Here is a 23692-nt window from a genome sequence, read left to right as displayed (position 1 = left end):
CTGCTGCCTTCCATCCGCCMATGCCGTCAAGTTGCTGGGGCACCCACACGTTGGCCGCCCCGTTGATCAGATCCCATGCCTTCCGGTTGGCGTTCGGACCCAGGTCGATGCCGCCATCGGGCGCTCGGCGCACCAGGTCTGGCAGCGGCAGAACACCCATCAGCTGCGCTGACTGGTACTCGGTCATGTTCCACGGCGGGGTGTCGAAGTAGTACCAGCTCGCGGCGCACGCTCCGTARAGGCCGGGGCCGAACTGGGCGTAGTTCAGATAGAGCTCCAGGACGCGCTTGTCGTCGAGGGTGTAGGCGTACTGGGTGGCGAGGCCGGCTTCGAGGGCTTTGCGCAMCGCGGTGGGGTTCTCACGTTCCTCCCACAGGAACATGTTCTTGACGAGCTGCTGGGGGATGGTAGACCCGCTGGGGTCTGGTTCACCACGCATGTAGGCCGCGGCACGGGCTTGCAGGTCCGCCCAGTCGAAGGCGCCGGCGCGGGAACCGAGCTGCTCATCCTCGTGGGCGATCGTGGACGCCAGCAGGAACCGGCTCATGTGGTCCAACGAGACGAACTGGTAAACCACCGGCTCCTTGGACTGGAGCATGTAGGCCGTCCTGGGGGCGGTATATCCGGCCTCGACGATGAACGCATACACCTGGAGAAGGAGAACCGAGGCAAGCAGGACAGCGAGGATCCTCCCCAGCCACCGCGGCCATCGCTTTCTCTTGGTCGCGGGCTGGTCGGCTGCAGGGTCCGGTCGATGCCCTGGCCCTGCCGGGGGAGTCGCCCCTGGCAGGGGCTGGACGCTGACGGGCGGGAGGCCCGCTGCGGGGGCCGGCCGGGCCGCCGGGGGCTGAAACCCAGGAACCGGCCGCTGCCCCGGAGGTTGCCCAAACAACGGTGAGATACTGGTTGTGGTCGGTGCGCTCTCCATCGGCCCGCCTCACTAAATCTGCCACCTCTCCCGTTCCGGGAAGGGGTCCACTGATTGTAATCGGCCCCACCTGAAGCCGCTGCCGCCCCTCCCTCCCCACCACCTACCCGCGGCAGACCCGAAGGACGATGAACCGGAGGCCCCGGTTCCGCACACCTTGAGCGGGCCCTGAGCGTTTGCCCAGCCCAGCAGAGGGTTGAACCATCAGCTGCGTTGGACACTGTCATGCCGCCCACACCCGGGAATTCTCACCGGCTCGGCGCCGAGTCCTTCCTGCCGTGCGAACACGGCTTCAGCTACGGCCGCCTGCACGAAAGGTATAGAAGGTCAGGCGGAGCCGGTCAGGAAGGCTCCATGTCATCGGCCGGATGCCCGGCCGGAGGAACCGCCGCCAACGCATTCCAATGGAGCGGGAGTTGAGGTGTCAGGTCGTACTTGCCCGTGAGGACATCATCAATGGATGTTTGGCCCGCACAGGGGAAAGTTCCCCTCGGTTCCTCCGGTCCTCCGCGTCGCATGCCCCGAAGGTACGGGCCCCAACGGATCCGCTCGAGAGGACACGCGCGAAGGCAACACACCAATTCACCCAACCAAACTTTGGGCGGCTGACTGCGGGGGTGCCCGGTCTCAGGAGGCACTCAGCCGCCGGCCCTATCCCCCACAGCACGCCTGAACGGAAGGTCGCCCGGTCACCGGCACACGTCAGCCATCCGCGTGGGACAGTTCCAGAGTCACAGCGCCGGGCTGGGAAAAGGTGGCAGACCGTGCCAGTGGAAGTCGCCACAAGGCCACCAGATCGGGGGGCCGCCGAGGTCAGCGCCGCAGCGCCCTGTTCTCGTTGCACCCACACCGACTGTGCCGTAGCCGCTCCGGGAAATTGAATGGGCGGCATACTGTGAGGATGAAATTCACCACGACCCTTCAGGGCAGCGGCAACAAGGCCGGCATCGTCGTCCCCGAGGACGTTGTCAACGCACTCGGTGCGGGCAGGCGGCCGCCGGTGCTTGTAACCATCAACGGCAAAAGCTACCGCAGCAGCATCGCCGTGATGGGAGGCCAGAACATGGTAGGGGTCAGCGCGGTCAACCGTGAACTGACGGGTACCTCCGCCGGCGACACCGTGGAGGTAGACGTCGAACTGGACACTCAGCCACGAACCGTTGACGTGCCCGAGGACCTCGCAGCCGCTCTGGAGGCGGAACCCGAGGCGAAGGCCTTCTACGCGACGCTGAACTACAGCAGCCAGCGGCGTCACGTCGAACCGATTGCAGATGCCAAAACGGCAGAAACCCGTGCCCGGCGGGTCGCGAAGGCGGTAACCGACCTCAAAGCAGGCAAAAGATAACCCGGTAGTAGCCTGACGGCTACCGCGGACGAATGCCGGCCGTAACCCCGCAGAGGGCCCTGGGCAAGCCAGCAGAAAAGCGACAAAAGGCAATGGGACTGTGAAGGACAGCTCCCTGCCCCTGGGCGGCAACCGAAATCAAACGGGCAACGGATCTCTTCCCCATCGCGAGCAGGCCGGGGGGAGCAATGTCGGCAGCCTTACAGCCCCGGGAAATGGCTAGAAGTACGCGTACCCCACCGCGGTGACAGAAGGGATCAGGACGTTGACGATGATGAACCAGGATGCTCCCACCGCGATGGTCAGGACCACAATGATCACGATCCAGAAGAACACGAGCGATACTCCCCGCGAGGGTGGACTTGGGTTTTCAGCCATGATTTTCCCGTCTCTACGTAGTCTCGCCGTTCTAGGATTTTCCAGCCCGTGCCCGTTCATCGCGCTGCGCAGGTCCGGAAAAACTCTGAGATGGCCGTCTGCGGTGCTGATGACCCCCCAATGGCCATCAACACCATCAACAGATTGCCCTAGGCAACCAAACTAGCGCAAGGGGGCCGCCCCCTCCCGGCCGATGCGGCGCAGGGCCCGCTGAGCTTCGAACGGTCCGGACTGCCGGAGAGTTTTCCCTGGATCCGGACTGGCGCCGGAAGGGGACAGCAGGAGCGTGGCGCATACCTAAAGACCCCCGGCATGACCGTGGAGGATGGCATCCGCACAATCCGCCAAGGCACGGCCCAGGCAAAAGACGTCTGGACGGTCGGCATCCCCGCCGCCCTCGTCCTGGACAGGAAGGAAAGGCCTCACTAAGCAGTGCGCACGACTTCCGGCATCCGCGCACGCAACTTCGGCAGCGGATCGACCCATCAAGCTCTTACCTGCCATAGCGTCAGGTTGGAATCTAAGACCTTCGCGAGGGCGTGTGCAGAAACGGCGGAATCGACCCTATTCGGACAGGAATTCGGGCTACTCCTGACGTCAGCTTGGGGTGTAGTTCAGCCGGACATCTGAAGAGAGAAATGCCAGCCAGTAACGGCACCCGGTAGTCCCCAGTAATGTCCGGGGCGCTGGGGCTGCAGCGGAGGGAAGTCTTCGGTGGACGCCGCCGAGAGGCGCGGCCGCCAGCGCGGCTGCACCCCTCGGGAGCACCTCGGTGCGGGCGCCGGGGAACCCAGCCCGCTTTAACCGGCCAGTTGGCGCTCGAATCCTGCAATATTGCAGAATTCAGCGGCATCCAGGCTCGCGCCGCCGACCAGGACCCCGTCGACGTCGGTCTCGTTCAGGATGGCTGCGGCGTTGCCAGCCTTGACCGAGCCACCGTACAGGAGCCGGGTCTTAGCGGCGACGTCGGCATCGAACAGCTTCGCGAGTTCGGTGCGGATCGCGGCGCACATCTCCTGCGCGTCTTCCGGGCCGGCGACTTCTCCGGTGCCGATGGCCCAAACCGGCTCGTACGCGACCACTAGCTCTGCGGCCTGACCGGGCGTGAGGCCCTCAACGGCGGCGCGCAGCTGGCCCAGAGTGTGCTGGACGTGCGTGCTGGCCTGGCGGATATCCAGACCTTCCCCCACGCAAAGCACCGGGGTGAGCGCATGGCGGTAAGCCGCCTTGACCTTGGCGTTGAGGGTTTCGTCGGTTTCGCTGTGGATGGTGCGGCGTTCACTGTGGCCGACGAGCACGTACTTGCAGCCAAGCTTGGCCAGGAACTGGCCGCTAATGTCGCCCGTGTAGGCACCTGAGTCAACCTGGGAAAGGTCCTGGCCGCCGGCGACCAGGCCCAACCCGTCGTCCTGGATCAGGGTTTGCACGGCGCTCAGAGTGGTGAAGGGCGGGAAGACGGCAACTTCGACGCGGCTGTAGTCGTGCTTTGCCTCAGAGAGTGTTTCGGCGAGATGCTGCAGCAGACTGCTGCCTTGGACATGGTCCATGTTCATCTTCCAGTTGCCGGCGATGAGGGGCCTCCGGTCAAACGCCTTGTTGGCGGGCGTGCTCATGTGTTCCTCCGTGTTGCTTGTTGTGTGAATGGCGGTAGCGTTCGCTTCAGCCGCGTGGCTGGCGGGCCCAAAGAATGCATCTGGCTGCGCGTGATGCCGGCTATTGCTGCCCGGGCTGTTCTGCTGGTGTCCGGGTCTGGAGCCGGGTCCCGTCCAGGTTGTGCAGGAGGTGCCGTGTGCCCATGCCGTGGCTTCTGATCCAGATGATGTCGGATTGCTCGGTTTTGATTTCGATCCGCGCCATGTAGGTGTATCCGCCGGGTTCGGTGACCTCCACGAGGTCCCCAGGCTGGAGCGAGGACCAGTCCTGCGGAACCGGCAGGCTGGTGTCACCGCTCTCCCTGTGCCTGGTTGACCGCATCATTTCGGCGTTTCCCCGGAAGCAGGGCCGCCGGATGCGGGAATGTTTGCTGCTGACATGGGAATCGGGCTTTCGTTACGCAGGGATGAGGATGAGGTTGAAGTTCGGCGCTTCTGGAAAGATGAATCAGCTGGCCGGGGGTTCCCCGGCGCGAGACGTAGTGAATTTCTATTCGCTACGGCATTAGTATGAATCCGTTGGTTTGGAAGAATGAGACAGGAAAAACACATGGCACTTGCTGACATCGATGTGGCAGTCTCTGCCCTAAAATCCGGGCAGCCGATCATCGCGGTGGACGATGAGGACCGTGAAAACGAGGGCGACATCATCATGGCCGCCGAGCACGCAACCCCTGAATGGCTGGCCTGGATCATCAGGGTTTCCAGTGGCTTCGTGTGCGCCCCGATGACCAACGAACTGGCCGATGCCCTGGAACTGCCCCTGATGACGGAGGACAACAAGGACTCCCTCCGCACTGCCTACACAATCACCGTGGATGCGGCCGGCCAATCCACGACCGGCATCAGCGCGACCGACAGGGCACGAACCCTGCGGGTGCTGGCCGATCCTTCCTCCGGCCCTGGTGACCTGATCCGTCCCGGCCACGTTCTGCCGCTTCGTGCCGTGGATGGGGGAGTGCGGCAGCGTCCCGGCCACACCGAGGCCGCCGTTGACTTGCTGAAGCTTGCCGGCCTCACCCCGGTCGGGGTGATCGCCGAAGTGGTCGCCGAGGACGGTGAAATGATGCGGCTTCCCGGACTGCTGGAACTGGGGCGCGAAAAGGGCTTGCCCGTTATCAGCATCGCCCAGCTGGTGGCCGCCCTGGACAGCTGATCCGGGCCGCCACCGGCGGCTGGGTGACTACTGGGCGCAGAAGCCGCCGTCGACAAGGAGGTCGATGCCGGTGCAGAACGATGCTGCGTCCGAGAGAAGGAACACCGCCGGACCGGCCATTTCTGACGGGTCGGCGATACGCTTCATCGGCGTCTCATTGGCAAAGATCTCCATCTGATGAACCATCTCCGGGCGGGAGTTCATCTTGGTCATCGTGTACCCAGGGCTAAGGGAGTTGACCCGGATGGCCCGCTCAGCCCATTCCATGGCCAGCGACTTGCTCAGGTGCATCACAGCGGCCTTGGCGCTGTTGTAATGTGCCTGCAGCAGACCACGGTTGACGATGCTCCCTGACATGGAAGCGATGTTCACGATGGAACCGCCGCCGTTCCTGAGCATGGCTCGCCCTTCGGCCTGGCAGCTGAGGAAGACACCGGTAACGTCAATGTCGTAAACCTTCTGCCACTGAGCCAGCGGCATTTCCTCGGCCGGTGCGGCGTTCGCTATTCCTGCGGAATTGACGGCCAGGGTGAGCGGGCCGAGCTCGGCCTCGATCTTGGCGACGGCTTCTTCCAGTTCATCCGCCTTCGTCACGTCGGCAGCGACGAAGATAGCCCGTCCTCCGGCTTCCTTGATCCGGTGCACCGTTTCGTCCGGTCCTTCTCCAGGGAGGTCAACGATGCCGATGGCGCCGCTTTGCTGGGCGATGCCGAAGGCGATGGCCTGCCCGATACCGGATCCCCCTCCGGTCACCAGTGCTGTCCGTCCGTCCAGGGCGAAGCTGAGTTTCGGGTTCAATTGCTGTCCTTTAAGTTCTTAGGGCGCTTTATCTGATTCCAGCTTCAGCGCAGTCTTTTTGTCCGTGATAAGTACGTTGATCCATTTGCCTTCGACGGCTGCCCGTATCGCGGCATACTTCCTGGTGCCGCCGGCGATGCCGATGCGCCTGTCGACGCGGAGCATCTGTTCAGGACGGATGCCCAGGACCCTGTCATTGAGTTCGGATTCGATGAGTTTTCCGTGTTTGTCGAAGAACCGTAGGCAGATGTCGCCTACCGCTCCCGACGCGGCGAGGGCGTTGAGATTGGATTCGTTGAGTGAATTGCCTGACTGAAGCAACAGCGGTGATGGCTCGATACTTCCGATGCCCACCAGCAGGGTGTCCAGCCGGTCCCAATCAGCGGCAACCTCGGCGACGAAGGGATCCTCCAGCAGAGCGTCCCGGCCGCCCCGGCTGGAAACAATGCCGGGAGCGGGAAGATACCGGGGGGTGCCCTTGGTGACGGTGGCCAGCCGATCCGCCAGGTGCGTCGCCCGCACCTGCACTTCAGGATTGCCCACGCCGCCGATGACCTGGACGATCTTTTCAGCTGTTTTGACGTTCCGTGGGGACATGGCGTCCACCGTGGCCAGCAGGGTCGAGGACCAGGACGACAGGCCGACCCTGTTGCCTCCGGTGAGCGTCACCTCGAGGTATCCCGCGGCTGCCGCACCGATCCCGCGGATGATGGCTGCCTCGTCCTCGGTCTGCAGGTCGGCGACCACCACGGCCGAGAGGCCGTACTTGGCCGCCACAGCGTCTTCCAAGTCCGATTCCGTTCCGGCGGGCGGCACGACAATGGTCCTCACGATGCCTTCACGCACCGCGTCGGTGAGCCAGCGGGAGACCCGTGACTGCGAGACGTTCAGCTTTTCGGCGATCTCGCCCTGGCTCAGGTTCTGCTCGTGGTACATCCGCGCGGCCTTGACCATCAGGCCCAATTGTTGCGGGGTGAAAGTCCTGGTTCTCGGTGCCACGGCGTTCCTTCGTTTGTCGTCAGGCAAGGGTGCAATTATTTCACGTTCCTCCTTTCTTCTAGAGTGTGGCCAGTGACATGACCTTGGAGGGCGTCGCCTCGGAGGCATCCAGAATTCCCTGATTCCGTCCGCGGGCGAGGACCATCACCCGGTGAGCAAGGCCGAGGACTTCCTCGAGATCGGAGCTGACCACGATGACCGCGTTTCCGTTGCGGGCCAGCTCGGCGACAACTTCATAGATGGAGGCCCTTGCCCCGACATCGATGCCGCGGGTGGGTTCATCGAGGATGATCAGGCGCGGATCGCGTTGGAGCCATTTTCCGATCACGATTTTCTGCTGGTTGCCGCCGGAGAGGGAGGACACGGGCAGCGCCACGTTGCCCTTCATGCCGATGCCTTTCGCCACGGTTGTGGCGAAGCTGCGCACCTTGGACGGTGCTATCCAGCCCGATGAGCTGACCTTGCCCAGGTTGGGCAAGGCGATGTTGTTCTCGATCGTGTCGCTGACGACCAGCCCCTGCTGTTTGCGGTCCTCTGGAATCAGGACGACGCCGGCTTTGATGGCTGCCATGGGGTCGTCCGGCTTCAGGTTTTTCCCGTCGACGACGACCGTGCCGAGCCGGTGCTCGGCGCCGGCTATCGCGCGGACGAGCTCGGTGCGCCCGGCTCCGACGATGCCGGCGATGCCGAAGATTTCCCCGGCCCGGACCCTGAAGGAAACGTCACTGAAGTCCCCGGCTTTGTCGTGCAGGTCCTTGACCTCCAGCACGATCTCGTCCCTGGGCGGGGGCACCTCGGGAAAGAGCCGCTCGACGGGGCGGCCGACCATTTCTTCGACCAGCTGGTGGGGGGAAACCTCGCCGGAGGCGTGTTCGGTGATCTTTTTGCCATCCCTGAGCACGACGATGCGGTCCGCGATGAGGGCGATTTCGGCGAGGCGGTGGCTGACGTAGATGAACGACACGCCTTCGGCCTTCAGGGCCCTGACACATTCGAAGAGGGCGTCGGTTTCGGCTTGGCCCAGTGCGGCGGTGGGCTCATCGAGGATGAGCAGTGAGGCCTCGAGCATCAGGGCCTTGGCGATTTCGACCTGTTGTTGGCCGGCGACGCTGAGGTCCCGGACTTTGGCGTCCATGCTGCCGTTGAAGCCCAGGCGTTTGAGCTGGTTCTTGGCTTTCTCGCGCATGGTGCGGGCGTCGAGGAAGCCGTTGCGCATGGGCCAGCGTCCGATCATGACGTTCTCGGCGACGGTGAGGTCCGGCAGCAGGCGCATTTCCTGGTGGATGAGGCCGATACCGGCGGCGATGGCGTCGCCGGGGGACGTGGGTGCGTAAGGTTCTCCGTTCCAGGTCATGGTTCCGGTGGTCGGCTGGGTGACTCCGGCGATGATGCTGGAGAGGGTGGATTTGCCGGCTCCGTTTTCTCCGAGCAGGGCAACGACTTCCCCGGGGTTGATGTCCAGGTCAATGTCCTGGACGGCGATAGTGCCGGGATATTCTTTCGTGGCGCCGCGGACGCGAAGTCCGCGGTTGTCCGCAGTAGGCATTTGGGGCTCCATTGGCTAGAGAAACGGCCTGGGCGGGTGGTGCCCCGGCGGGGCACCACCCGTGGGACGGGTTAAGGGTGGTTGGCGATAAAGGGCTCGACGTTTTCCTTGGTGGTCAGAACGCCTTTCTGGAGCTGCTCGGCCGGCAGCTTCTCACCCTTGGCCAGCTTGATCGCCGATTCGAGGGCGAGCTTGCCCATGCCCTGGGTCGGCTGGGTGATGGTCGCGGCCAGAGTGCCGTTCTTTACCGCTTCCAGACCGGCTTTGTCGCCGTCGAACCCGACGATGGTGACACCCTTGACGCCGGCATTGCGGACGGCCTGAGCGGCCCCGAGGGCCAGGGCGTCGGCGCGGCCGAAGAAGATGTTGATGCTCGGGTTCGCCTGGAGCATGTCGGTGGCCAGCTGGTAGCCCTCGTCCTGTGCCCACTGCTGTGAGGCCTGACGGGCGACTTCCTTGATCCCCGGGAACTGCTTCATAGCCTCCTTGAAGCCGGTGTCACGGGCAACCTCAGGCGTCGTTCCGATCTGGCCCTGGATCACGCCGAGCTGTCCCTTGCCGTCAACCTTCTTACCCACCCACTCGCCCAGGGACTTGGCTGCCCCGACGCTGTCGGTGGCGATGAACGTATCACCGGGCGCGCCTTCGGGGTTCCGGTCAACAGCAACGATGGGAATGTTCGCTGACTTGGCCGCGCGCACCGGGACGGTTGCAGCGGTCGCACCGGCGGGGATGTAGATGATCGCGTCCACCTGCTGGGTGATGAAGTCCTGGATCTGCGAAACCTGGGTGTTGGAGTCGCCCTTCGCGTCGGCGACGACGACCTTGACGTTTTGTTCCTTGGCGGCCGCTTCGACCGACTGGCGGATCTGGTTGAAGAAGTCTGCCTGCTGGTTGGCTACGGCCAGGCCGATCGTCTTCTGCTTCTCGCCGCCGCCTCCGCCGGCGCCGGCGTTTCCGCCCCCGCAGGCTGCCAGGGAAAAGGTGGTGGCCACGGCAACCGCGGCTACTGCGATTTTTCTAAACATTTTCATCTCCATTGATAAATCCGATTGGGGAGTACTGCTTGGTTCGTGATGCTGGTGAGGGATGGGACCGGTTAGGCCTTCTTGCGCCGGAGCACGTCTGCCATCACGGCGATGGCGATGACGAGGCCGATGACGATCTGCTGGATGAACGGTGACACGCCCAGGAGGTTCAGGCCGTTGCGCAGCACACCGATCAGCAGAACACCGATGATCGTTCCGCCGATGCGTCCGACGCCGCCGTTCAGGCTTGCGCCACCGATGACAACGGCGGCGATGACGTCAAGCTCATATCCGAGTCCGGCGCTGGGCTGGGAGGAGTCCAGACGGCTGGCCAACGCGATTCCGCCGAGGCCGGCCAGGGCGCCTGCCGCGACGTAGACCCAGATGGTGACCTTCTTGACGTGGATGCCGGCCAGGCGGGCCACTTCTGCGCCGCCGCCAATTGCGTAGATGGAGCGCCCGGATGCCCGGTACTTCAGCCACGCCCAGGCGGCCAGGTACAAGGCCACCACTACCAGCAGCGTGACGGAGAAGAACCCGAGGTACCGTTCGGAGGAAAGGTTGAAGAACCACTCCGGGTAGCCCACGATCTGCTGGCCGTCGGTAATCAGGTTCGCCAGGCCGCGGGCAATGGAGAGCATGGCCAAAGTGGCGATGAACGGTGGCAGGTTAGCGTAGGTAATGCCCAGGCCATTGAGCGAACCGGCGAGGGCGCCCACGGCGATGGCTGCCAGCATGGCGGCCCACATTGGCCAGCCGCCCTGGTGGGAGAGCCAGCCCAGGACCATGGTGGAGAGTCCGAGGACGGCACCCACCGACAGGTCGATGCCGCCGGTGATGATGACCGCTGTTGCTCCGACGGACAGGATGCCGAGAACGGTCACCTGGTCCAGGATGTTGATGAGGTTGCGGCCGGTGAGGAAGAAGGGCGAGGCAAAGCTCAGAACGATGAACAGGGCGATCAGGCCCAGCAGGGCTCCGCCGCTACCCGAAAACATGCGTGCACTGAGTTGCGAAAACATGGGCGCCTTTGCGGCGTTTTCCTGGGGTGCCCCACCGGGCCGGTGGGCTAGTTGTTGACTCATGATTGACTCCGTTGGCAGTAGAGGTTGGCCCTAGTTCATGAACATTCCGCCATCAATATTGATGGCCTGTCCGGTGATGTAGCTGCCCGCGTCCGATGCGAGGAACAGCAGCAGGTTTGCTACGTCGGTTGCTTCGGCGGGGCGCTTGAGCGGTATGCCGTCGATCCACTCCTGGATCAGCTCGCCGGGCTTGTAGTCACCCAGGCGGCTTCCCCATTCACGGTCGTTGTATTCCCACATCTCGGTCTTGACGATGCCGGGGCAATAGCTGTTGACGCGGACACCGGATGGGGCGAGTTCCTTGGCCAGGGACTGGGTGAGGCCGATGACCCCGAACTTGCTGGCCGCGTAGTGGGGCGTGAAGATAAAACCTTGGCGGCCCTGTCCGCTGGATGCGTTGAGGATGACCCCGTGATTGCTGGCTTTCAGCAGCGGGGCTGCTTCGCGGCAGCACAGGAAGACAGCAGTGGTGTTAACGGCAAGGACTTTGTTGAATTCGTCCAGGCTGAGGTCTTCAAGGTTCGAGATGGTGATGATCCCGGCATTGTTGACCAGGATGTCCAGCCCGCCCCAAAGCTCTACGGTCTTGGCAAACGCCGCCTTAACCTGCGCCTCGTCGGTGACATCGGCTACCGCATGGTCGACGTCAAAGCCGGCTGCCCGAAGCTTTTCCGCCGACTCGCTGACCTGCGGGCTGCGGTCAACAAGGAGCACCGATGCGCCGGCTTCGGCGAAGGCCTGGCCAATGCCGTAGCCGATGCCGCTGGCTCCGCCGGTCACCAGGGCACGGCGGCCTTTAAAGTGGCCCTGAAAAATCTCAGATCCGATGGTGTTCATTGGTGTCACTCCGTTACTGCGGGGGCCAATGCGTCGTGCATCGTGCCGGGTGAGTTGGGGACGAGGGTTGTGGTTTCTTCAGGGGACCAGCGTGCTTTGGCGACCGCGCGCGACCAGCTTGAGCGCCGGCGGTCCGCGTCCCGGCCGGGCATGGCCGGCGTGATCGCGGTCCTGTTCCTCGGGAGGTTTTCAACAGCCTCCCGGCTGAACAGACCCGTCTCGATGGCCGCCATGTGGGCGACGCCCAGTGCTGAAAGATCCGGCACCGCGCTGCGCAGCACCGTGCGCTGGCTCAAATCTGACTGCAGCTGCATCAACCAAGTGTTTGATGTCGGGCCGCCATCGGCCAGCACGGAACTGATGGGCGGCGAGACGGACTTCTCGGCCGCCCGCAGAACATCTTCAATCTGCAGGGCAATGGATTCGAACGCGGCCCGGGCCAGGTGGGCCGAGGTCGTGCCGAGGTTGAACCCGCTGATCGTGGCCTCTGCACGTTCATCCCACCAGGGGGCACCGAGTCCGGCGAACGCGGGGACAAGGTTGACCCCGCCACTGTCCTCGACCGTCCGGGCCAGTGAGTCCAGATGCGAAACGTCACAATCCAGCACCTTCGACAGCCAAACCGCGGTCGCACCCGTAGAGAGGATGTTCCCCTCAAAGGCGTAACGGGGTGTGCCATCATGCCACGCCAGAGTCCGGACCAGTCCGCCCATGTCACCGGGGTGAGCTTCGTCCGGGAGCAGGCCCATGACGGAGCTGCCCGTACCGTAAGTCGCCTTGACCGTACCCGGACCCCGGACACCATGCGCGTACAGCGCGGAGTGTGAGTCTCCCATGACAGCGTGGACCCGTGAGCCGCTGGCGAGACCGCCCAACAGGGGGGAACTCGTCGCGGTGGACGCCACGACTTCCGGGAGGACCTGGCGGGGCACGTTGAAGAGTTCCAGCAGCTGCTGGTCCCAGTCGACTGCATCCAGGTTCAGGAGCTGGGTGCGGCTCGCGTTGCCCGCTTCGATCCGATGTTCACCGGTGAGGCAGCTCAGCAGCCAGGCATCGACTGTTCCGGCCGCAATTTTCCCGGCTTTGCTGAGGCGGCGGTCCGGGTCGGCGGTGTCGAGCAGCCATTGGATTTTCAGGGCCGAGAACATCGGGTCGATCGGCAGGCCCGTAGACCGGCGAACGAGGTCGCCTGCGCCGTCGCCGATCAGGTTCTTTGCCTGCTCGGCGGTACGGCGGTCCTGCCATCCCAAAACCGGTCCCAAGGGCTGTCCGGTTTCCCGGTCCCAGATCATTGCTGACTCACGCTGGGTGCTCACACCCAGACCCAGGACCGTGCTGTCCAGTCCGCTGAGGCTGTCGGTGACTGCCTTAATCACGCTGTCGCGTATGACGAGCGGGTCCTGTTCGACCCACCCGGGTTGGGGGTGCTGCTGCGTGAGACTGACCTGCGCCCGGGCGATGATTCCGCCCGAGCCGTCCATGACCAGGGCCTTCGTAGCGCTCGTGCCTTGGTCCACCGCAACGACGACGACGGATCCGGCAGGTGCAGGGGCCAGGTTAGTCACGGTTCAGAACCTCGCGTGCTGCCGCGGCGATATGGTCGGCGGTAAGGCCGAAGTGGTCCAGGAGGAAGGCAGTGCTGCCGGTGGGAGCAAAGTGGTCTTTCAGGCCGAGGATGCGCATCGGAACACGGGCGCCGTCCTCCAGCTGGCCCACGACGCTGGCTACTGCGGCCCCAAGGCCGCCGGCGACGTTGGCTTCCTCTGCGGTGATGATTCCGCCGGTCTGGCGGGCCGCATCCTTGATGGCGTCCTCGTCGAGCGGGCTCAGGTAGGTGGCGTTCAGGACACGGGCCGAGACGCCCTCGGCGGCAAGTGATGCAGCGGCCCACAGCGCCCGGGACACTTCGGTGCCGGTCGCGATCAGGGTTACGTCAGTACCTTCGCGGGCAACGACGAATCTTCCGCGTTCCAGCCCGGCATTGTCCTCGGAGACGTGCGGAACCTTGAAGCGCCCAACACGGATGTAGGTGGGCCGCGGGTCGGCCACGGCGTTGCGGACCGCGGCGCGGGTCTGTGCTCCGTCTGCGGGAACGACGATGTCCAGGCCCGGTAGTGCCCGCAGCCAGGAGAAGTCCTCGACGGAGTGGTGGGTCGGGCCGAGTTCACCGTAGGCCATGCCCGGGCTCATGCCGCACAGGATGACCTTGTGCTGGCTGTAGGCCACGTCCGCCTTGATCTGTTCCAGGGAACGTCCGGTCAGGAAAGGCCCGGCGGCGCATACGAAGGGAATGAAGCCGGCGTTGGCCAGACCGGCGCCGACGCCGACCATGTTCTGCTCGGCGATGCCGACGTTGATCAGCCGGTCCGGAAACTCCTCACGGAACTTCGTCAGGTTGCTGGAGCCGACTGAGTCGTTGCACACGGCGACTACTCGGTCATTGGTCCGGGCCAGATTGATGAGTTCGTCCGCGAAGTCCTGGCGGTTGTCGAACGTGGGTGCGTCGGTCTGCACGGTTGTTGTCGTCATGACAGCTCCTGGAAAGCCTGAAGGGTTTGTTCTTTGGACGGTACTTTGTGGTGCCACTCGACGCGGTCTTCGATGAAGGAGACGCCTTTGCCCTTGATGGTGTTGGCGATGACAGCGACGGGGGAACCCGTGGTGGACGGGCTCAGTGCCTCGATGAGTTCGTTGTAGTTGTGGCCGTCGACGACCCGGACTTCCATGCCGAAGGCGGCAAGCCGGGCATCGAGCGGGTCCAGTCCGTTCGTTTCTTCCGTCCGCGCGCCCTGCTGGAGCCGGTTGCGGTCAACGACGAGGGTCAGGTTGTCCAGCTTCTGGTGCGAGGCCGACATCAGCGCTTCCCAGTTGCTGCCCTCCTGCATTTCACCGTCGCCCGTGACGACGAAGACGCGGGTGCCGGTACCCAGCAGCTTGGCGCCGATAGCCGTGCCGACTGCCACCGGGAGTCCATGGCCCAGCGGGCCGGTGTTGGTTTCGACACCGGGGACCTTCACCCTGTTGGGGTGCCCGTTCAAGGCCGACAGCGGCGCCATGAAGGTGTCCAGCTCTGCCACGGGAAAGAACCCGCTGTGGGCAAGAGTCGAATACAGCGCGGCTGCACAGTGGCCCTTGCTGAGGATGAAGTGATCGCGGTCTTCCTTGCGGTGATCCTCGGGATCGACGTTCATAACAGCGTCAAAAAGGACAGTCAGGATGTCCGTGACGGAGAAGTCTCCGCCGATGTGCCCCTGACCGGAGTCGGAAATCATTTTCAGGATCGAGCGGCGGGTGGCTTGGGCACGCTCGTGCAACTTCTTGGAGCGGAAGTCGGCGTCACCGGCCAATACCTCCTGGCGGAGGGATCGCCAGGATGCGGCCTGGGAAGCATCTGCAGTTAACATTTTGCATATCCATTCAGTAGTGACTGTATGTGCAACAATGTTACGCATGCCACACTTGCCTGTCAACGAACTCCTTCACGGAGGTGTTTACAGGAGCTCATCTCGCGCACTGGGTGAGCGCATCTACCCGCTAAACCCGGGCTCTTTTATGACAAGAAAAGGAAGCTACGATGACCGAATCTCCTGCATTTCCCCGCGTCCATATCGCCACCGACCACGCCGGCATGGAGCTGAGTGCCCACCTGGTCAGGCACCTGGCAGAGAAGGGCTACGACGTGACAGATCATGGCCCGAAGGAATACGACGCCCTGGACGACTACCCGTCGTTCTGCATCAACGCGGCCCTAGCAGTGGCCGCGGACCAGGAAGCAGGGACCCACGCGCTGGGCATCGTCCTAGGCGGGTCCGGAAATGGCGAGCAGATCGCCGCCAACAAGGTCAGGGGCGTCCGCGCCGCCCTGGCATGGAACCACTCCACAGCCACACTGGCCCGGCAGCACAACGACGCCAATGTTGTGGCCGTTGGCGGACGCCAACACAGCATGGAAGAAGCAACTGCCCTGATCGAGGCCTTCCTCCAGGAACCCTTCAGCAACGACGAACGCCACATCCGCCGCATCGGCAAGATCACGACGTACGAAACCACCGGCGAAATCGTCGCGTAACTCCTACCAAGGGAATGACCGACGCCAAACGCTGCGGTCCATGGTCACCCGGCACCTGGGGCGCCAGTATCCACAATGAAAGACGGGAACACATCACCACTGTGCAGCGCGCCCGGCCCCACACTTTGGACACATACCGCCCAGGCCATTTCAGCGTGAAAGAATCCTCCAATGACCTCCTAAAGAAAGGAACTTACCTTGTCACCTCTCGACACTTCCTCCGCCCGGGTAGCGATCGTTAGTGCCCGATGGCATGCCGACATCGTCGATCGCGCGGTCGACAGCTTCCAGACGCGGCTCAAGGAACTCGGCATCACCAACGTCGATGTCCACCAAGTACCCGGGGCCTTCGAAATTCCGCTACACGTCCGACGACTCGCAGCGTCTGGCCGATACGACGCTGTAGCCACCTCCGCCCTGGTGGTTGACGGAGGTATCTATCGCCATGAATTTGTCGCACAAAGCGTCGTGGACGCCCTCATGAGAGTGCAGTTGGAATCGGACGTACCAGTATTCTCCGGCGTCCTAACTCCACACCATTTTCACGAGCACGAAGAGCACCGCAACTACTTTTCCCAGCATTTCGTGACCAAGGGAAAGGAACTGGCAGACGCTCTGGCCTCAACTCTCACATCATTGGCGTCCCTATAAGTCCAACGAGACCTGGTGGATGAGCCTGGCTGGACTTCAGTCCTGCTCGAGGGGTTACTGCAGGCTACGGGATCAACGCCCCGACCCGGCCGGCGCCCCAAACTCGTCCAGTCGTTCCTCTGCCCCCGTCGAAAATGCGGCTGGTTCCGGCACCAGGCTCCGGCTCGGGGCAGGCGGCAACAACTCGTTAAGCGGGACGTCGGGCCTCGACCCTGGAGACCGGGCAGAGGGTCTCAGCCACACAGAGGGTGATGTCCTCGCGGCGGGGGCAAATCCTGGGACTTTGCTCCCGAGTTACTCCTGAATGCTCCTACTCGAAGAGCGCGCGCAGCGGAGCGTTCAGGAAAGTTCCCGTGGGATCGTGTTCCCTCCGGACTTGGTTGAAATCATCCCACCTCGGGTAGCGCTCCCGGAGAAGTTCGGGGTCGAGGAAGTACTGCTGCTTGCCCCAATGCGGCCGAGCGTCGAACTCAGATAGAACACGGTCGATTGTGTGGAAGAAGGGCAGATTCTCTCTGCCAATCGTTCGACAGAAGCCGATCGCCACGGAATCCCGGCCGTACATAGGTGACAGCCAAGAGTCGTCCCGCGCTACAGTCCGCACCTCCATGGGAAATTCGTCGGGGAAACGGTCCATGACGGGCAGTGTTGCCGCGAAAGCCTCATGGGCCTTGTCGTAGGAAACGAAATACTCCACTTCTTCCCACGGCGACGGATAGTCGTCTGGGTAAATCCTGTACGGGCGGTTCACGCGGGCAGCGGGAGTGTGATCGTCCGCAACATCGGGGGCGACGGTATCGTAGGTACGGACCAAAGTAGGGTCATCCATGCCGTCTGGCATTGGCGGAAGGACCGCTGACATGTCGTACATCGGTCCGCGAACGAAGCTGAAATGCCGGTGCCTGCGGTTTCCTTCCTCCCATCCGTCCAGGACCTCGGCAAAGGGCTGGAAAGTGAGGGATTCCCTTAGTTTGAACGCAGGCTCCAGCTGCAAGTCGACGCTGACCAGAACCCCAAGCATCCCCATCGAGGCTCGAAGGGCCGGGAGTCGTGGATCATCAGGACCGATTCGTTCCAGTTCGCCGGACGCCGTTATAAGCTCTGCACCGACCACCGCGCCGGACATGGCCGTGAGCTGCAATCCTGACCCGTGGGTGGACGTGCTAATAGCCCCGGCGATTGTCTGGAGATCAATCGCTCCCTGGTTCTTCAGGGACAAACCAGCCTCCCACAGGGGTTCCCCGATCGCCGAGATCGCTGTTCCGGCCTTGATGCGGGCCTGAGCCGCGGTTTGATCGATGTCGATGATGCCGGATATTGCTGATATGTCGAGCACGATTCCGTCCGTAGGTACTAACGGCGCAAACGAATGGCCGCTCCCGACCGCGCGGACGGAGATACCCCGCTTGGTCGCGTCAGCGACTATTTCGCTAACATGCTCTACAGAAACGGCCTTTACGACCGCCTCGGGCTGACAGCCTTGAGTGCCGGCCCAGTTACTCCACGTCGTTTGAATGCTCATGTTGTTCAGTCTCCAGTCCTTTGACGCTGCACCGATAGCTTTTGGGGACGCTTCATGGCTCGAACCTCGTACCTTCGCCGCAACCTCAGTAACGCGATGCCCGATCGCGCCCCGCAGTCTCGCTAAATAGAAACATCATTTCTGGGACGTAAACTGTGCCAATCCGACACTCAGCCCTCGACTCGTCTTGAATCCCAGCGTGACCTCGGCGAAGTTCTGGCGGACTGTGGTGAGCGGGGGAGCGTAGCAGGAGGCTGTGGGGACGTCGTCGAAGCTGACCACAGGCTGGTGTCGTCGGGAAGTTCTTTCCAGTTTCGTGGAAGGCGCGGACCAGGTTGCGGTGGGTGTCCGCTGCGGAAACCGCGGTGCAGCCGGGTTCGTCGGCGAGCCGGAGCCCGGCCTCGTGGTCGGCTTCCGCTAACCAGTCTCCACCCAGCGCGAGCGGGACGGGGGCCTGCAGGTGGTCACACTGGTCCCGGTCACCGTCTCACCCAGGTCGACGTGGTCGCCATCATGGAGACTTCCTCGACGCAGCGACAGTCACGCTTACCGCTGGCGTCGAAATCGACGACGACACGACCTTCCACTCCCGGGGGCGGCGCCGTCGGTCTGGTCGGTGTCCACCATGCAGGGTCCTGCCGGGCGGCGGGCAGCGGTATCGCTTCCAATGTGCGCATTTTTGCGTCCCCGGAAAGGGGTTTTGTCGAGAGTGTCGGGACGTCGGCCATGGAGGCGGTGACCCGTTTCGCCTCACTGAACCCGTGACCGACCTGCCAGGAGGCGTAATGCAGCGGTCGACCGGGATTGAGGCACCGTTTCAGAATGCACAACTCGCCGTGATGGGGCGTCGAGCCCCTCCGGGAAATCAGGTCAGTCTGCGGTGGCTGTATCAAAGTGACACGTTCTCTCCATGGGTCCGGGTTTCATGCTGGAAGAGACCAAGGAAACCTCCTAGTTCAAATTCGTTAATCTCGCTAATGAACCCGTCTGGTCTGGCGGCATGACGAGCGGGGTATCGCGGGCGAAAACTGCGGCAGGAATGATCTGACGGTTCCCGACATAGATCTCGCGAACCAGAGAAACTTGACTTCGCTCGACGCCCGATCACCGACCCAAAAGCCAGGAGGCCGGACACTCCCATTTGATCGACTCCCAGTCATGAACTCGCAGCTAAATCGGAACGGCTCCTACCTACAAGATCAAGGTGAAAGCAAATGAAGGCTCGAACAACTTCCAAGCTCAAGCAGACGGCGCTAACTGACTGGCGCCAACTGCAGGGCGGCGACATTGTGAATATTTTGAAGAATGCACAGGTTGTTGCCCAAGGACGAGTGGACGAAGTGTCAGGCAGCGGGGGCGTCCTGTGGATCGTGGATGAGAAGACTGAAACCCGGGCATTTTTCAAGTCGGACGGGGTTTTTGTTCTGAAGCGCTAATTCTCACTTCAGAAAAATCCACTGCGCTTGCGTTTGCGGTGCCGTTCCCATTATTGCGCTCCAGCGCCGATTTACGCCGGCTGGGCCGGGTTCTATCTGCAATCCATCATTAACGGGTAATAACGGTAATTTTGCCATCCTGGCCGACAGGCGTCGGCATTCGCCGGACACCTCTGAGGACAGTCCCCGTGAATGGGCTTCCGCAGGGAAGTCCTTCCATCGCATCGTGTCGTCGCGTAGTGGAGGTTAGAAGTCAAGTTCGAGCACGGCACGGGAAAGCAGGACTGCCCGGTCGGTTAAGGCCTTCAGCTCCTGGTCGTCGCATTCGGGTGACGCCCATCGGGTAGCGCCTTCGAGAATGGTCATGACGACTTTGACGCGTTCCTCGGCCTGCGGAAAACCCATGTCGACTGCTGCGGCCACGTACATGTTCTGGTGGAGGTTCAGCCAGTCGTCAACCTGGGCGCGCAGGGCGGCCGGAAGGATGCCGGCCATTCTGTCCGTGGCAACCAGCAGATCCCACAGGTTGCTTTCCGGTAGTCGCATCTGGCGGGTGAAGTGGAGCCTGACCATGGAGTCCCAGAAGTCCTCTGCGGAGGTCGCCTGGCCAACTGCGTCGAGCAGGGCGACGCCAAACCGGTGGAAGTGCCAGCGGAGTGATTCTGCGACGATCTCGTCCCGACCGCCCGGGAAGTGTGAGTAGAGGCTTGGGGGCTTGATGTTCACGGCATTCGCGATGGTTCTCATTGAGACTGAGCTGAAGCCGTTCGCTATGGCTAGCTCCAGGAAAGCCTCGAGGATGTGTCGGCGCGAGGCTCCATGCCCGGGCCAGTCCCACTCCTCGAGACGATGTGCGAAGGCGTCGCGGGCGCTCTCATAGGACATACCACTCATAACCTGACCTTAACAAGTAACTGATGCGCAAAAAACCCTTGGCTAACGACCATTAGTTAGGTAGTCTTGAAGTGGCGCAAAGAGGCACCATCTCCGAGCGCGTTAATGATGCGACTAGGGCAGGAAGCGCGAAAAATGTTCACGGAAAATTTGAACCTTGAGGCCAGCCGAAGCAACGTCACCCTTGGTAGCGGCCTTTCGGGCATGGTCGCCGCCTACATCAGCGCCAGGGCCTTGGAGGACAACGCGTCCCAAGACGGTGCCTGGCACGCGCAGCAGGCTTTCCGTCCGTGGATCCCAGCTTGGCGGGCACGCCGTGTTCGTTCCCATGGCGGCGGAACAGCCGTCGTTTCTTAGTCCTTCTCAGTTTCTCCAGAAAGATGTTTTCCATGGCCTCTGCTGAAGTGCTTTCCCCTCGGCCCTATGAGTCGCTGCGCCAGACCGATCGCCTTCGTGAGCTGTTCCTGATGCAGCCACATGCTGATCTCACGGGAATCCGTCCGATGGTTGCCCGCTCCTGGTACCGCAGCCGGGCCGCGGGCGTGGATGCCGTGGCGGACCGAGGATTCTTCGATGAAGGCAGGGTCGACGAATATACGATCCACGCGGCGGGTCCGCACCTGCAAAAGCTGGACGAAGTCGCAGCCGACCTGGGGGGATACGTCAACCTGACGGCACCGAACGGAGTGCTCATCAAAGCGGACTTCCTCCGTGACGACGGCTTTCCTGCCGGGTATTCGCTGCTGGAGGAGAGCTGCGGCAGCAATGGCGAAGGGTTGGCGCTGGAGGAAGGCCGCGGCGTCTGGCTGGCTCCCGAGGAACACTTCCGCGAGGATATGCGTGGAAACTGGTGCTTCGCTTCGCTTGTTCGGGATCCCTTCCACAACCGTGTCCGGGCCGTCATCGGGCTGACGCTTCCCGCAAACCGGGTATCGACCCTTGAACCATCCTCAACGTTGCTGATGCTTGAGGGCGTAGCCTCCCGAATCGAACGCGACATCGAGGTCCGGACTTCCTCCCGGGAGCGTGCCCTGCTCAATGAGTATCTGAGAATCTCCCGCCGGAGGGGCAATCACGCGGTCATTGCCTTGGACGGCAAGAACTCACTCCTGAACGCCTCGGCGACCGCCTCACTGGAGGACAGTGACTTCTCCGTTGTCTCCGGCTATGCCAAGGCCGTGATGGCATCCGGGCGGGACATGAACTGTGAAGTGATGCTGCAGGGGCCGGGCCTCTCGACTTTGGACGTCTCGCCGGTCACCCTCTCAGCCGCGAATGTCGGCGCGATAGTTGTTGTGCGGCCACACTCGCCGGTCAAGGTCCGCGGGGCTGAGATTCAGAGCTTGCCGTTGACGCCGGAAATCTCGGTTCAGGGGACGCCTGACCGGTTGATGGGGTATCTCGATGGAACAAGCACAGAGTTCAAGCGCACCCTGAATCTGGCTCGGAAGGCCGTGGACCACGATCGGTCCGTAGTGATGATTGGCGAGCTCGGAAGCGGAAAGCGGCGGATTGCCGGTGCCATCGCGTCATTGCGCGGCAGCCAAATGGTGGTCGATACCAGGAGCGGCGCGCTCAAGTCCCCTCAGCTTAGGGACGTGCTACACCGCGTTGCCACGGAACTGCCATCAACACTGATCATTGAACACGCTGACGAACTTTCGCAGAACGAAGCCGGCGAGCTCGCCAAGAACCTGCGCGGCAACTCATCCACCAAGCTGATTTTCACCATTACGCGCCCTACCGATGCGACATTGCTGCTTTCCGAGGCGTTCGATGTTCTTGAGATTGCCGTCGCGCCGCTGCGAAACAGGAGGGAAGACATTCCCCAGCTCGCGAACGCCATCGCAGAGGAGCTGGGGGAGCGCAGACTGTCGCGCAGGCTGATCACGACGCTTACGGATGCTGAGTGGCCACGGAACATTGATCAGCTGCGGGCGGTGGTATCCAACGCGGTTGAGCGGGCGGAAGGGGCCGAAGTCACGGTAGACGACCTTCCGCAGGGCTTCCACAGGGTTTTGACCAGAGGCCGCCTCTCACGGCTGGAGGACGCGGAGCTCAGCGAACTCCGTAGCGCCCTCCAGGAAGCGAACGGCAACCGCAGCCTGGCTGCGGAAACATTGCAGATCGGCCGATCGACGCTTTATCGGCGGATGGACTACTTCCGAAGCCGGGGGTTCGAACTCTAAGCCCGCGGTGTCCGCCAGAAGGGCCGGCCGTCCTGGACGGTCGGCCCTTTGTGCTGCCCGCAGGCCGATCGGTTGCTGGCTGGCACAGTGTCCCACTGGGGTGTCCCGATCTGGCACGGATGGGCGTGCCGCTATCGGGTTGTACTTGAAATCACCCGACACCGGCACCCGTCCCAAGGAGTGTCCGGCAGCGAACGAGGGTACGACACGAACAGGACGACAGACTATGACCCGCGATGCCCAGGGAACCATTCTTGTGGCCCCTCACCATTTCCCGAATCTGGACCGCGAGCACGCACTCGCGGAAGAGTTCGGTTACACACTCAACCCAGCGGCAGACACCGATGCCTTCCGCGACGGACTTCCTGAAGCCGACATTGTGATGATTACCCCCTACGCCAAACTCACTGCCGACGATTTCCCGGTCATGTCCAAATGCCGTGCGGTCATCAGGTACGGTATCGGCTACGACAACATCGACGTTGCCGCAGCCACGGAAGCCGGCATCCCGGTATCAATCGTTCCAGGAACAGCATCCGAGGAAGTCGCCTCTCACGCATTTGCCATGGGCCTGGCCCTGGCCCGTCGCCTGCCTGCCGGTAGCGCCTCAATCCGCGACCTGGGCTGGGCCGGAACCATCGGCTACGACACACCGGTACTCTCCGAGCTTGAGGTCGGAGTGCTTGGAATGGGACGCATCGGCCAGCACGTGGCCCGGATGTACTCGGCTGTCGGAGCCCGCGTCCGGGCTTACGACCCCTTTGTCACAGACAGTTTCGTGGAGCTGGCCGCCTTGGAAGACATCCTTGAGAATTCCGACGTCGTCTCGCTGCACCTGCCGCTGAACCAGGACACGGCAAACCTCATCTCAGTCGATGTCCTGGCGCGCATGCGCAAGGGCGCAGTGGTCGTCAACGTGTCCCGTGGCGGCCTTATCGATGAAGCTGCACTTGCCGAGGCATTGACCTCTGGACACATCGCCGGCGCCGGCATCGACACTTTCGCCCAGGAGCCGCTCGGTGCCGAACACCCGTTGCGTTCCGCCCCCAACACCATCCTCACCCCCCACATCGCCTGGCGCTCCAACCGGTCCACAGGTGCGCTGCAGGACGGCGCCGTGGAGCGGGTCCGTCTTGCATTGACCGGGCAGCCGTTGATCGACCTTGTGAACTGAAAGAC

21 protein-coding genes and 1 pseudogene are annotated in these 23692 nt (G+C 62.8%); 7 read left to right on the top strand and 15 right to left on the bottom strand.

What is annotated here, in order from left to right; translation table 11 throughout:
- Nucleotides 1-598, bottom strand: a 598-nt coding sequence (locus tag AC1DFE_RS10350; protein WP_476905794.1) for a biosynthetic peptidoglycan transglycosylase, incomplete at its 3' end; no start/stop codon positions are given.
- Between the two features lie 1231 nt (nt 599-1829).
- Between AC1DFE_RS10350 and AC1DFE_RS10345 the strand changes: the two genes are divergently transcribed.
- A complete protein-coding gene (locus tag AC1DFE_RS10345) occupies nt 1830-2273 on the top strand; it encodes a YdeI/OmpD-associated family protein (protein WP_476905793.1) in 444 nt (147 codons plus the stop codon).
- Between the two features lie 219 nt (nt 2274-2492).
- On the opposite strand, the gene AC1DFE_RS10340 is transcribed toward AC1DFE_RS10345, so the two are convergent.
- From AC1DFE_RS10340 to AC1DFE_RS10330, 3 genes are all read right to left on the bottom strand, one after another.
- The gene (locus AC1DFE_RS10340) at nt 2493-2651 is read right to left on the bottom strand and encodes a hypothetical protein (protein WP_476905792.1); all 159 of its coding nucleotides are present in this window, start codon (nt 2649-2651) and stop codon (nt 2493-2495) included.
- An 800-nt stretch (nt 2652-3451) separates the two neighbouring features.
- Nucleotides 3452-4264: a triose-phosphate isomerase gene (tpiA, locus tag AC1DFE_RS10335; protein ID WP_476905791.1), complete on the bottom strand. Its 813-nt coding sequence runs from the start codon at nt 4262-4264 to the stop codon at nt 3452-3454.
- Between the two features lie 100 nt (nt 4265-4364).
- Entirely contained in the window at nt 4365-4628 is a 264-nt protein-coding gene (locus tag AC1DFE_RS10330; RefSeq protein ID WP_476905790.1) for a hypothetical protein, read from the bottom strand.
- Between the two features lie 225 nt (nt 4629-4853).
- Here AC1DFE_RS10330 and ribB point away from each other — a divergent pair.
- Nucleotides 4854-5453 (top strand): annotated as a pseudogene (gene ribB / locus AC1DFE_RS10325) (3,4-dihydroxy-2-butanone-4-phosphate synthase); the annotation flags it as partial.
- A gap of 33 nt (nt 5454-5486) precedes the next feature.
- On the opposite strand, the gene AC1DFE_RS10320 reads toward ribB, so the two are convergent.
- From AC1DFE_RS10320 to AC1DFE_RS10280, 9 genes are all read right to left on the bottom strand, one after another.
- Entirely contained in the window at nt 5487-6257 is a 771-nt protein-coding gene (locus AC1DFE_RS10320) for an SDR family oxidoreductase (protein WP_476905789.1), read from the bottom strand.
- An 18-nt stretch (nt 6258-6275) separates the two neighbouring features.
- Nucleotides 6276-7256, bottom strand: a complete 981-nt coding sequence (locus tag AC1DFE_RS10315; RefSeq protein ID WP_476905788.1) for a sugar-binding transcriptional regulator — start codon at nt 7254-7256, stop codon at nt 6276-6278.
- A 58-nt stretch (nt 7257-7314) separates the two neighbouring features.
- Nucleotides 7315-8802 (bottom strand): sugar ABC transporter ATP-binding protein, encoded by a 1488-nt coding sequence (locus AC1DFE_RS10310; RefSeq protein WP_476905787.1) that lies wholly within the window; start codon nt 8800-8802, stop codon nt 7315-7317.
- A gap of 71 nt (nt 8803-8873) precedes the next feature.
- A complete protein-coding gene (locus AC1DFE_RS10305; RefSeq protein ID WP_476905786.1) occupies nt 8874-9830 on the bottom strand; it encodes a substrate-binding domain-containing protein in 957 nt (318 codons plus the stop codon).
- Nucleotides 9831-9901: 71 nt separating this feature from the next.
- A complete protein-coding gene (locus AC1DFE_RS10300; protein ID WP_476905785.1) occupies nt 9902-10915 on the bottom strand; it encodes an ABC transporter permease in 1014 nt (337 codons plus the stop codon).
- A gap of 30 nt (nt 10916-10945) precedes the next feature.
- Nucleotides 10946-11752, bottom strand: coding sequence for an SDR family NAD(P)-dependent oxidoreductase (locus tag AC1DFE_RS10295; protein WP_476905784.1), 807 nt, complete (start codon nt 11750-11752; stop codon nt 10946-10948).
- 5 nt (nt 11753-11757) lie between these two features.
- Nucleotides 11758-13317, bottom strand: a complete 1560-nt coding sequence (locus AC1DFE_RS10290; RefSeq protein WP_476905783.1) for an FGGY-family carbohydrate kinase — start codon at nt 13315-13317, stop codon at nt 11758-11760.
- Nucleotides 13310-14281, bottom strand: coding sequence for a transketolase family protein (locus AC1DFE_RS10285; RefSeq protein ID WP_314192319.1), 972 nt, complete (start codon nt 14279-14281; stop codon nt 13310-13312). Before AC1DFE_RS10285 ends, AC1DFE_RS10290 begins: the two co-directional genes overlap by 8 nt.
- Nucleotides 14278-15156, bottom strand: coding sequence for a transketolase (locus AC1DFE_RS10280; RefSeq protein WP_314192320.1), 879 nt, complete (start codon nt 15154-15156; stop codon nt 14278-14280). The genes AC1DFE_RS10285 and AC1DFE_RS10280 overlap by 4 nt, the downstream gene beginning before the upstream one ends.
- Before the next feature lie 170 nt (nt 15157-15326).
- Between AC1DFE_RS10280 and AC1DFE_RS10275 the strand changes: the two genes are divergently transcribed.
- Nucleotides 15327-15821 (top strand): ribose-5-phosphate isomerase, encoded by a 495-nt coding sequence (locus AC1DFE_RS10275; RefSeq protein WP_476905782.1) that lies wholly within the window; start codon nt 15327-15329, stop codon nt 15819-15821.
- A gap of 198 nt (nt 15822-16019) precedes the next feature.
- On the top strand, nt 16020-16472 hold the full coding sequence (locus tag AC1DFE_RS10270) for a 6,7-dimethyl-8-ribityllumazine synthase (protein WP_476905781.1): 453 nt from the start codon (nt 16020-16022) through the stop codon (nt 16470-16472).
- A 310-nt stretch (nt 16473-16782) separates the two neighbouring features.
- Here the strand turns inward: AC1DFE_RS10270 and AC1DFE_RS10265 are convergent, their stop codons facing one another.
- Nucleotides 16783-17994, bottom strand: a complete 1212-nt coding sequence (locus AC1DFE_RS10265; RefSeq protein WP_314192323.1) for a D-arabinono-1,4-lactone oxidase — start codon at nt 17992-17994, stop codon at nt 16783-16785.
- 1214 nt (nt 17995-19208) lie between these two features.
- Here AC1DFE_RS10265 and AC1DFE_RS10260 point away from each other — a divergent pair.
- Nucleotides 19209-19430 carry a hypothetical protein gene (locus tag AC1DFE_RS10260; RefSeq protein ID WP_314192324.1) on the top strand — a complete coding sequence of 74 codons (222 nt, stop codon included), beginning with the start codon at nt 19209-19211 and terminating at the stop codon, nt 19428-19430.
- Nucleotides 19431-19676: 246 nt separating this feature from the next.
- Here AC1DFE_RS10260 and AC1DFE_RS10255 read toward each other — a convergent pair whose 3' ends face one another.
- On the bottom strand, nt 19677-20315 hold the full coding sequence (locus tag AC1DFE_RS10255) for a TetR/AcrR family transcriptional regulator (RefSeq protein ID WP_476905780.1): 639 nt from the start codon (nt 20313-20315) through the stop codon (nt 19677-19679).
- Between the two features lie 398 nt (nt 20316-20713).
- Between AC1DFE_RS10255 and AC1DFE_RS10250 the strand changes: the two genes are divergently transcribed.
- A complete protein-coding gene (locus tag AC1DFE_RS10250; RefSeq protein WP_476905779.1) occupies nt 20714-22513 on the top strand; it encodes a sigma-54-dependent Fis family transcriptional regulator in 1800 nt (599 codons plus the stop codon).
- A gap of 226 nt (nt 22514-22739) precedes the next feature.
- A complete protein-coding gene (locus AC1DFE_RS10245; protein ID WP_314192327.1) occupies nt 22740-23687 on the top strand; it encodes a C-terminal binding protein in 948 nt (315 codons plus the stop codon).
- The last annotated feature ends 5 nt before the right edge of the window (nt 23688-23692 follow it).

This window comes from Arthrobacter sp. 05T423 (assembly GCF_056396245.1).
Note: the sequence above shows the minus strand (reverse complement) of the source record. Positions and strands in the feature narration are given on the sequence as shown.

Coding starts and splice junctions, on each gene's coding strand:
- tpiA (WP_476905791.1), bottom strand. CDS start 4,264: ATGAGCACGCCCGCCAACAAGGCGTTTGACCGGAGGCCCCTCATCGCC.
- AC1DFE_RS10310 (WP_476905787.1), bottom strand. CDS start 8,802: ATGCCTACTGCGGACAACCGCGGACTTCGCGTCCGCGGCGCCACGAAA.
- AC1DFE_RS10280 (WP_314192320.1), bottom strand. CDS start 15,156: ATGTTAACTGCAGATGCTTCCCAGGCCGCATCCTGGCGATCCCTCCGC.
- AC1DFE_RS10275 (WP_476905782.1), top strand. CDS start 15,327: ATGACCGAATCTCCTGCATTTCCCCGCGTCCATATCGCCACCGACCAC.
- AC1DFE_RS10330 (WP_476905790.1), bottom strand. CDS start 4,628: ATGATGCGGTCAACCAGGCACAGGGAGAGCGGTGACACCAGCCTGCCG.
- AC1DFE_RS10305 (WP_476905786.1), bottom strand. CDS start 9,830: ATGTTTAGAAAAATCGCAGTAGCCGCGGTTGCCGTGGCCACCACCTTT.
- AC1DFE_RS10340 (WP_476905792.1), bottom strand. CDS start 2,651: ATGGCTGAAAACCCAAGTCCACCCTCGCGGGGAGTATCGCTCGTGTTC.
- AC1DFE_RS10250 (WP_476905779.1), top strand. CDS start 20,714: ATGGCCTCTGCTGAAGTGCTTTCCCCTCGGCCCTATGAGTCGCTGCGC.
- AC1DFE_RS10260 (WP_314192324.1), top strand. CDS start 19,209: ATGAAGGCTCGAACAACTTCCAAGCTCAAGCAGACGGCGCTAACTGAC.
- AC1DFE_RS10295 (WP_476905784.1), bottom strand. CDS start 11,752: ATGAACACCATCGGATCTGAGATTTTTCAGGGCCACTTTAAAGGCCGC.
- AC1DFE_RS10245 (WP_314192327.1), top strand. CDS start 22,740: ATGACCCGCGATGCCCAGGGAACCATTCTTGTGGCCCCTCACCATTTC.
- AC1DFE_RS10255 (WP_476905780.1), bottom strand. CDS start 20,315: ATGTCCTATGAGAGCGCCCGCGACGCCTTCGCACATCGTCTCGAGGAG.
- AC1DFE_RS10265 (WP_314192323.1), bottom strand. CDS start 17,994: ATGAGCATTCAAACGACGTGGAGTAACTGGGCCGGCACTCAAGGCTGT.
- AC1DFE_RS10345 (WP_476905793.1), top strand. CDS start 1,830: ATGAAATTCACCACGACCCTTCAGGGCAGCGGCAACAAGGCCGGCATC.
- AC1DFE_RS10300 (WP_476905785.1), bottom strand. CDS start 10,915: ATGAGTCAACAACTAGCCCACCGGCCCGGTGGGGCACCCCAGGAAAAC.
- AC1DFE_RS10285 (WP_314192319.1), bottom strand. CDS start 14,281: ATGACGACAACAACCGTGCAGACCGACGCACCCACGTTCGACAACCGC.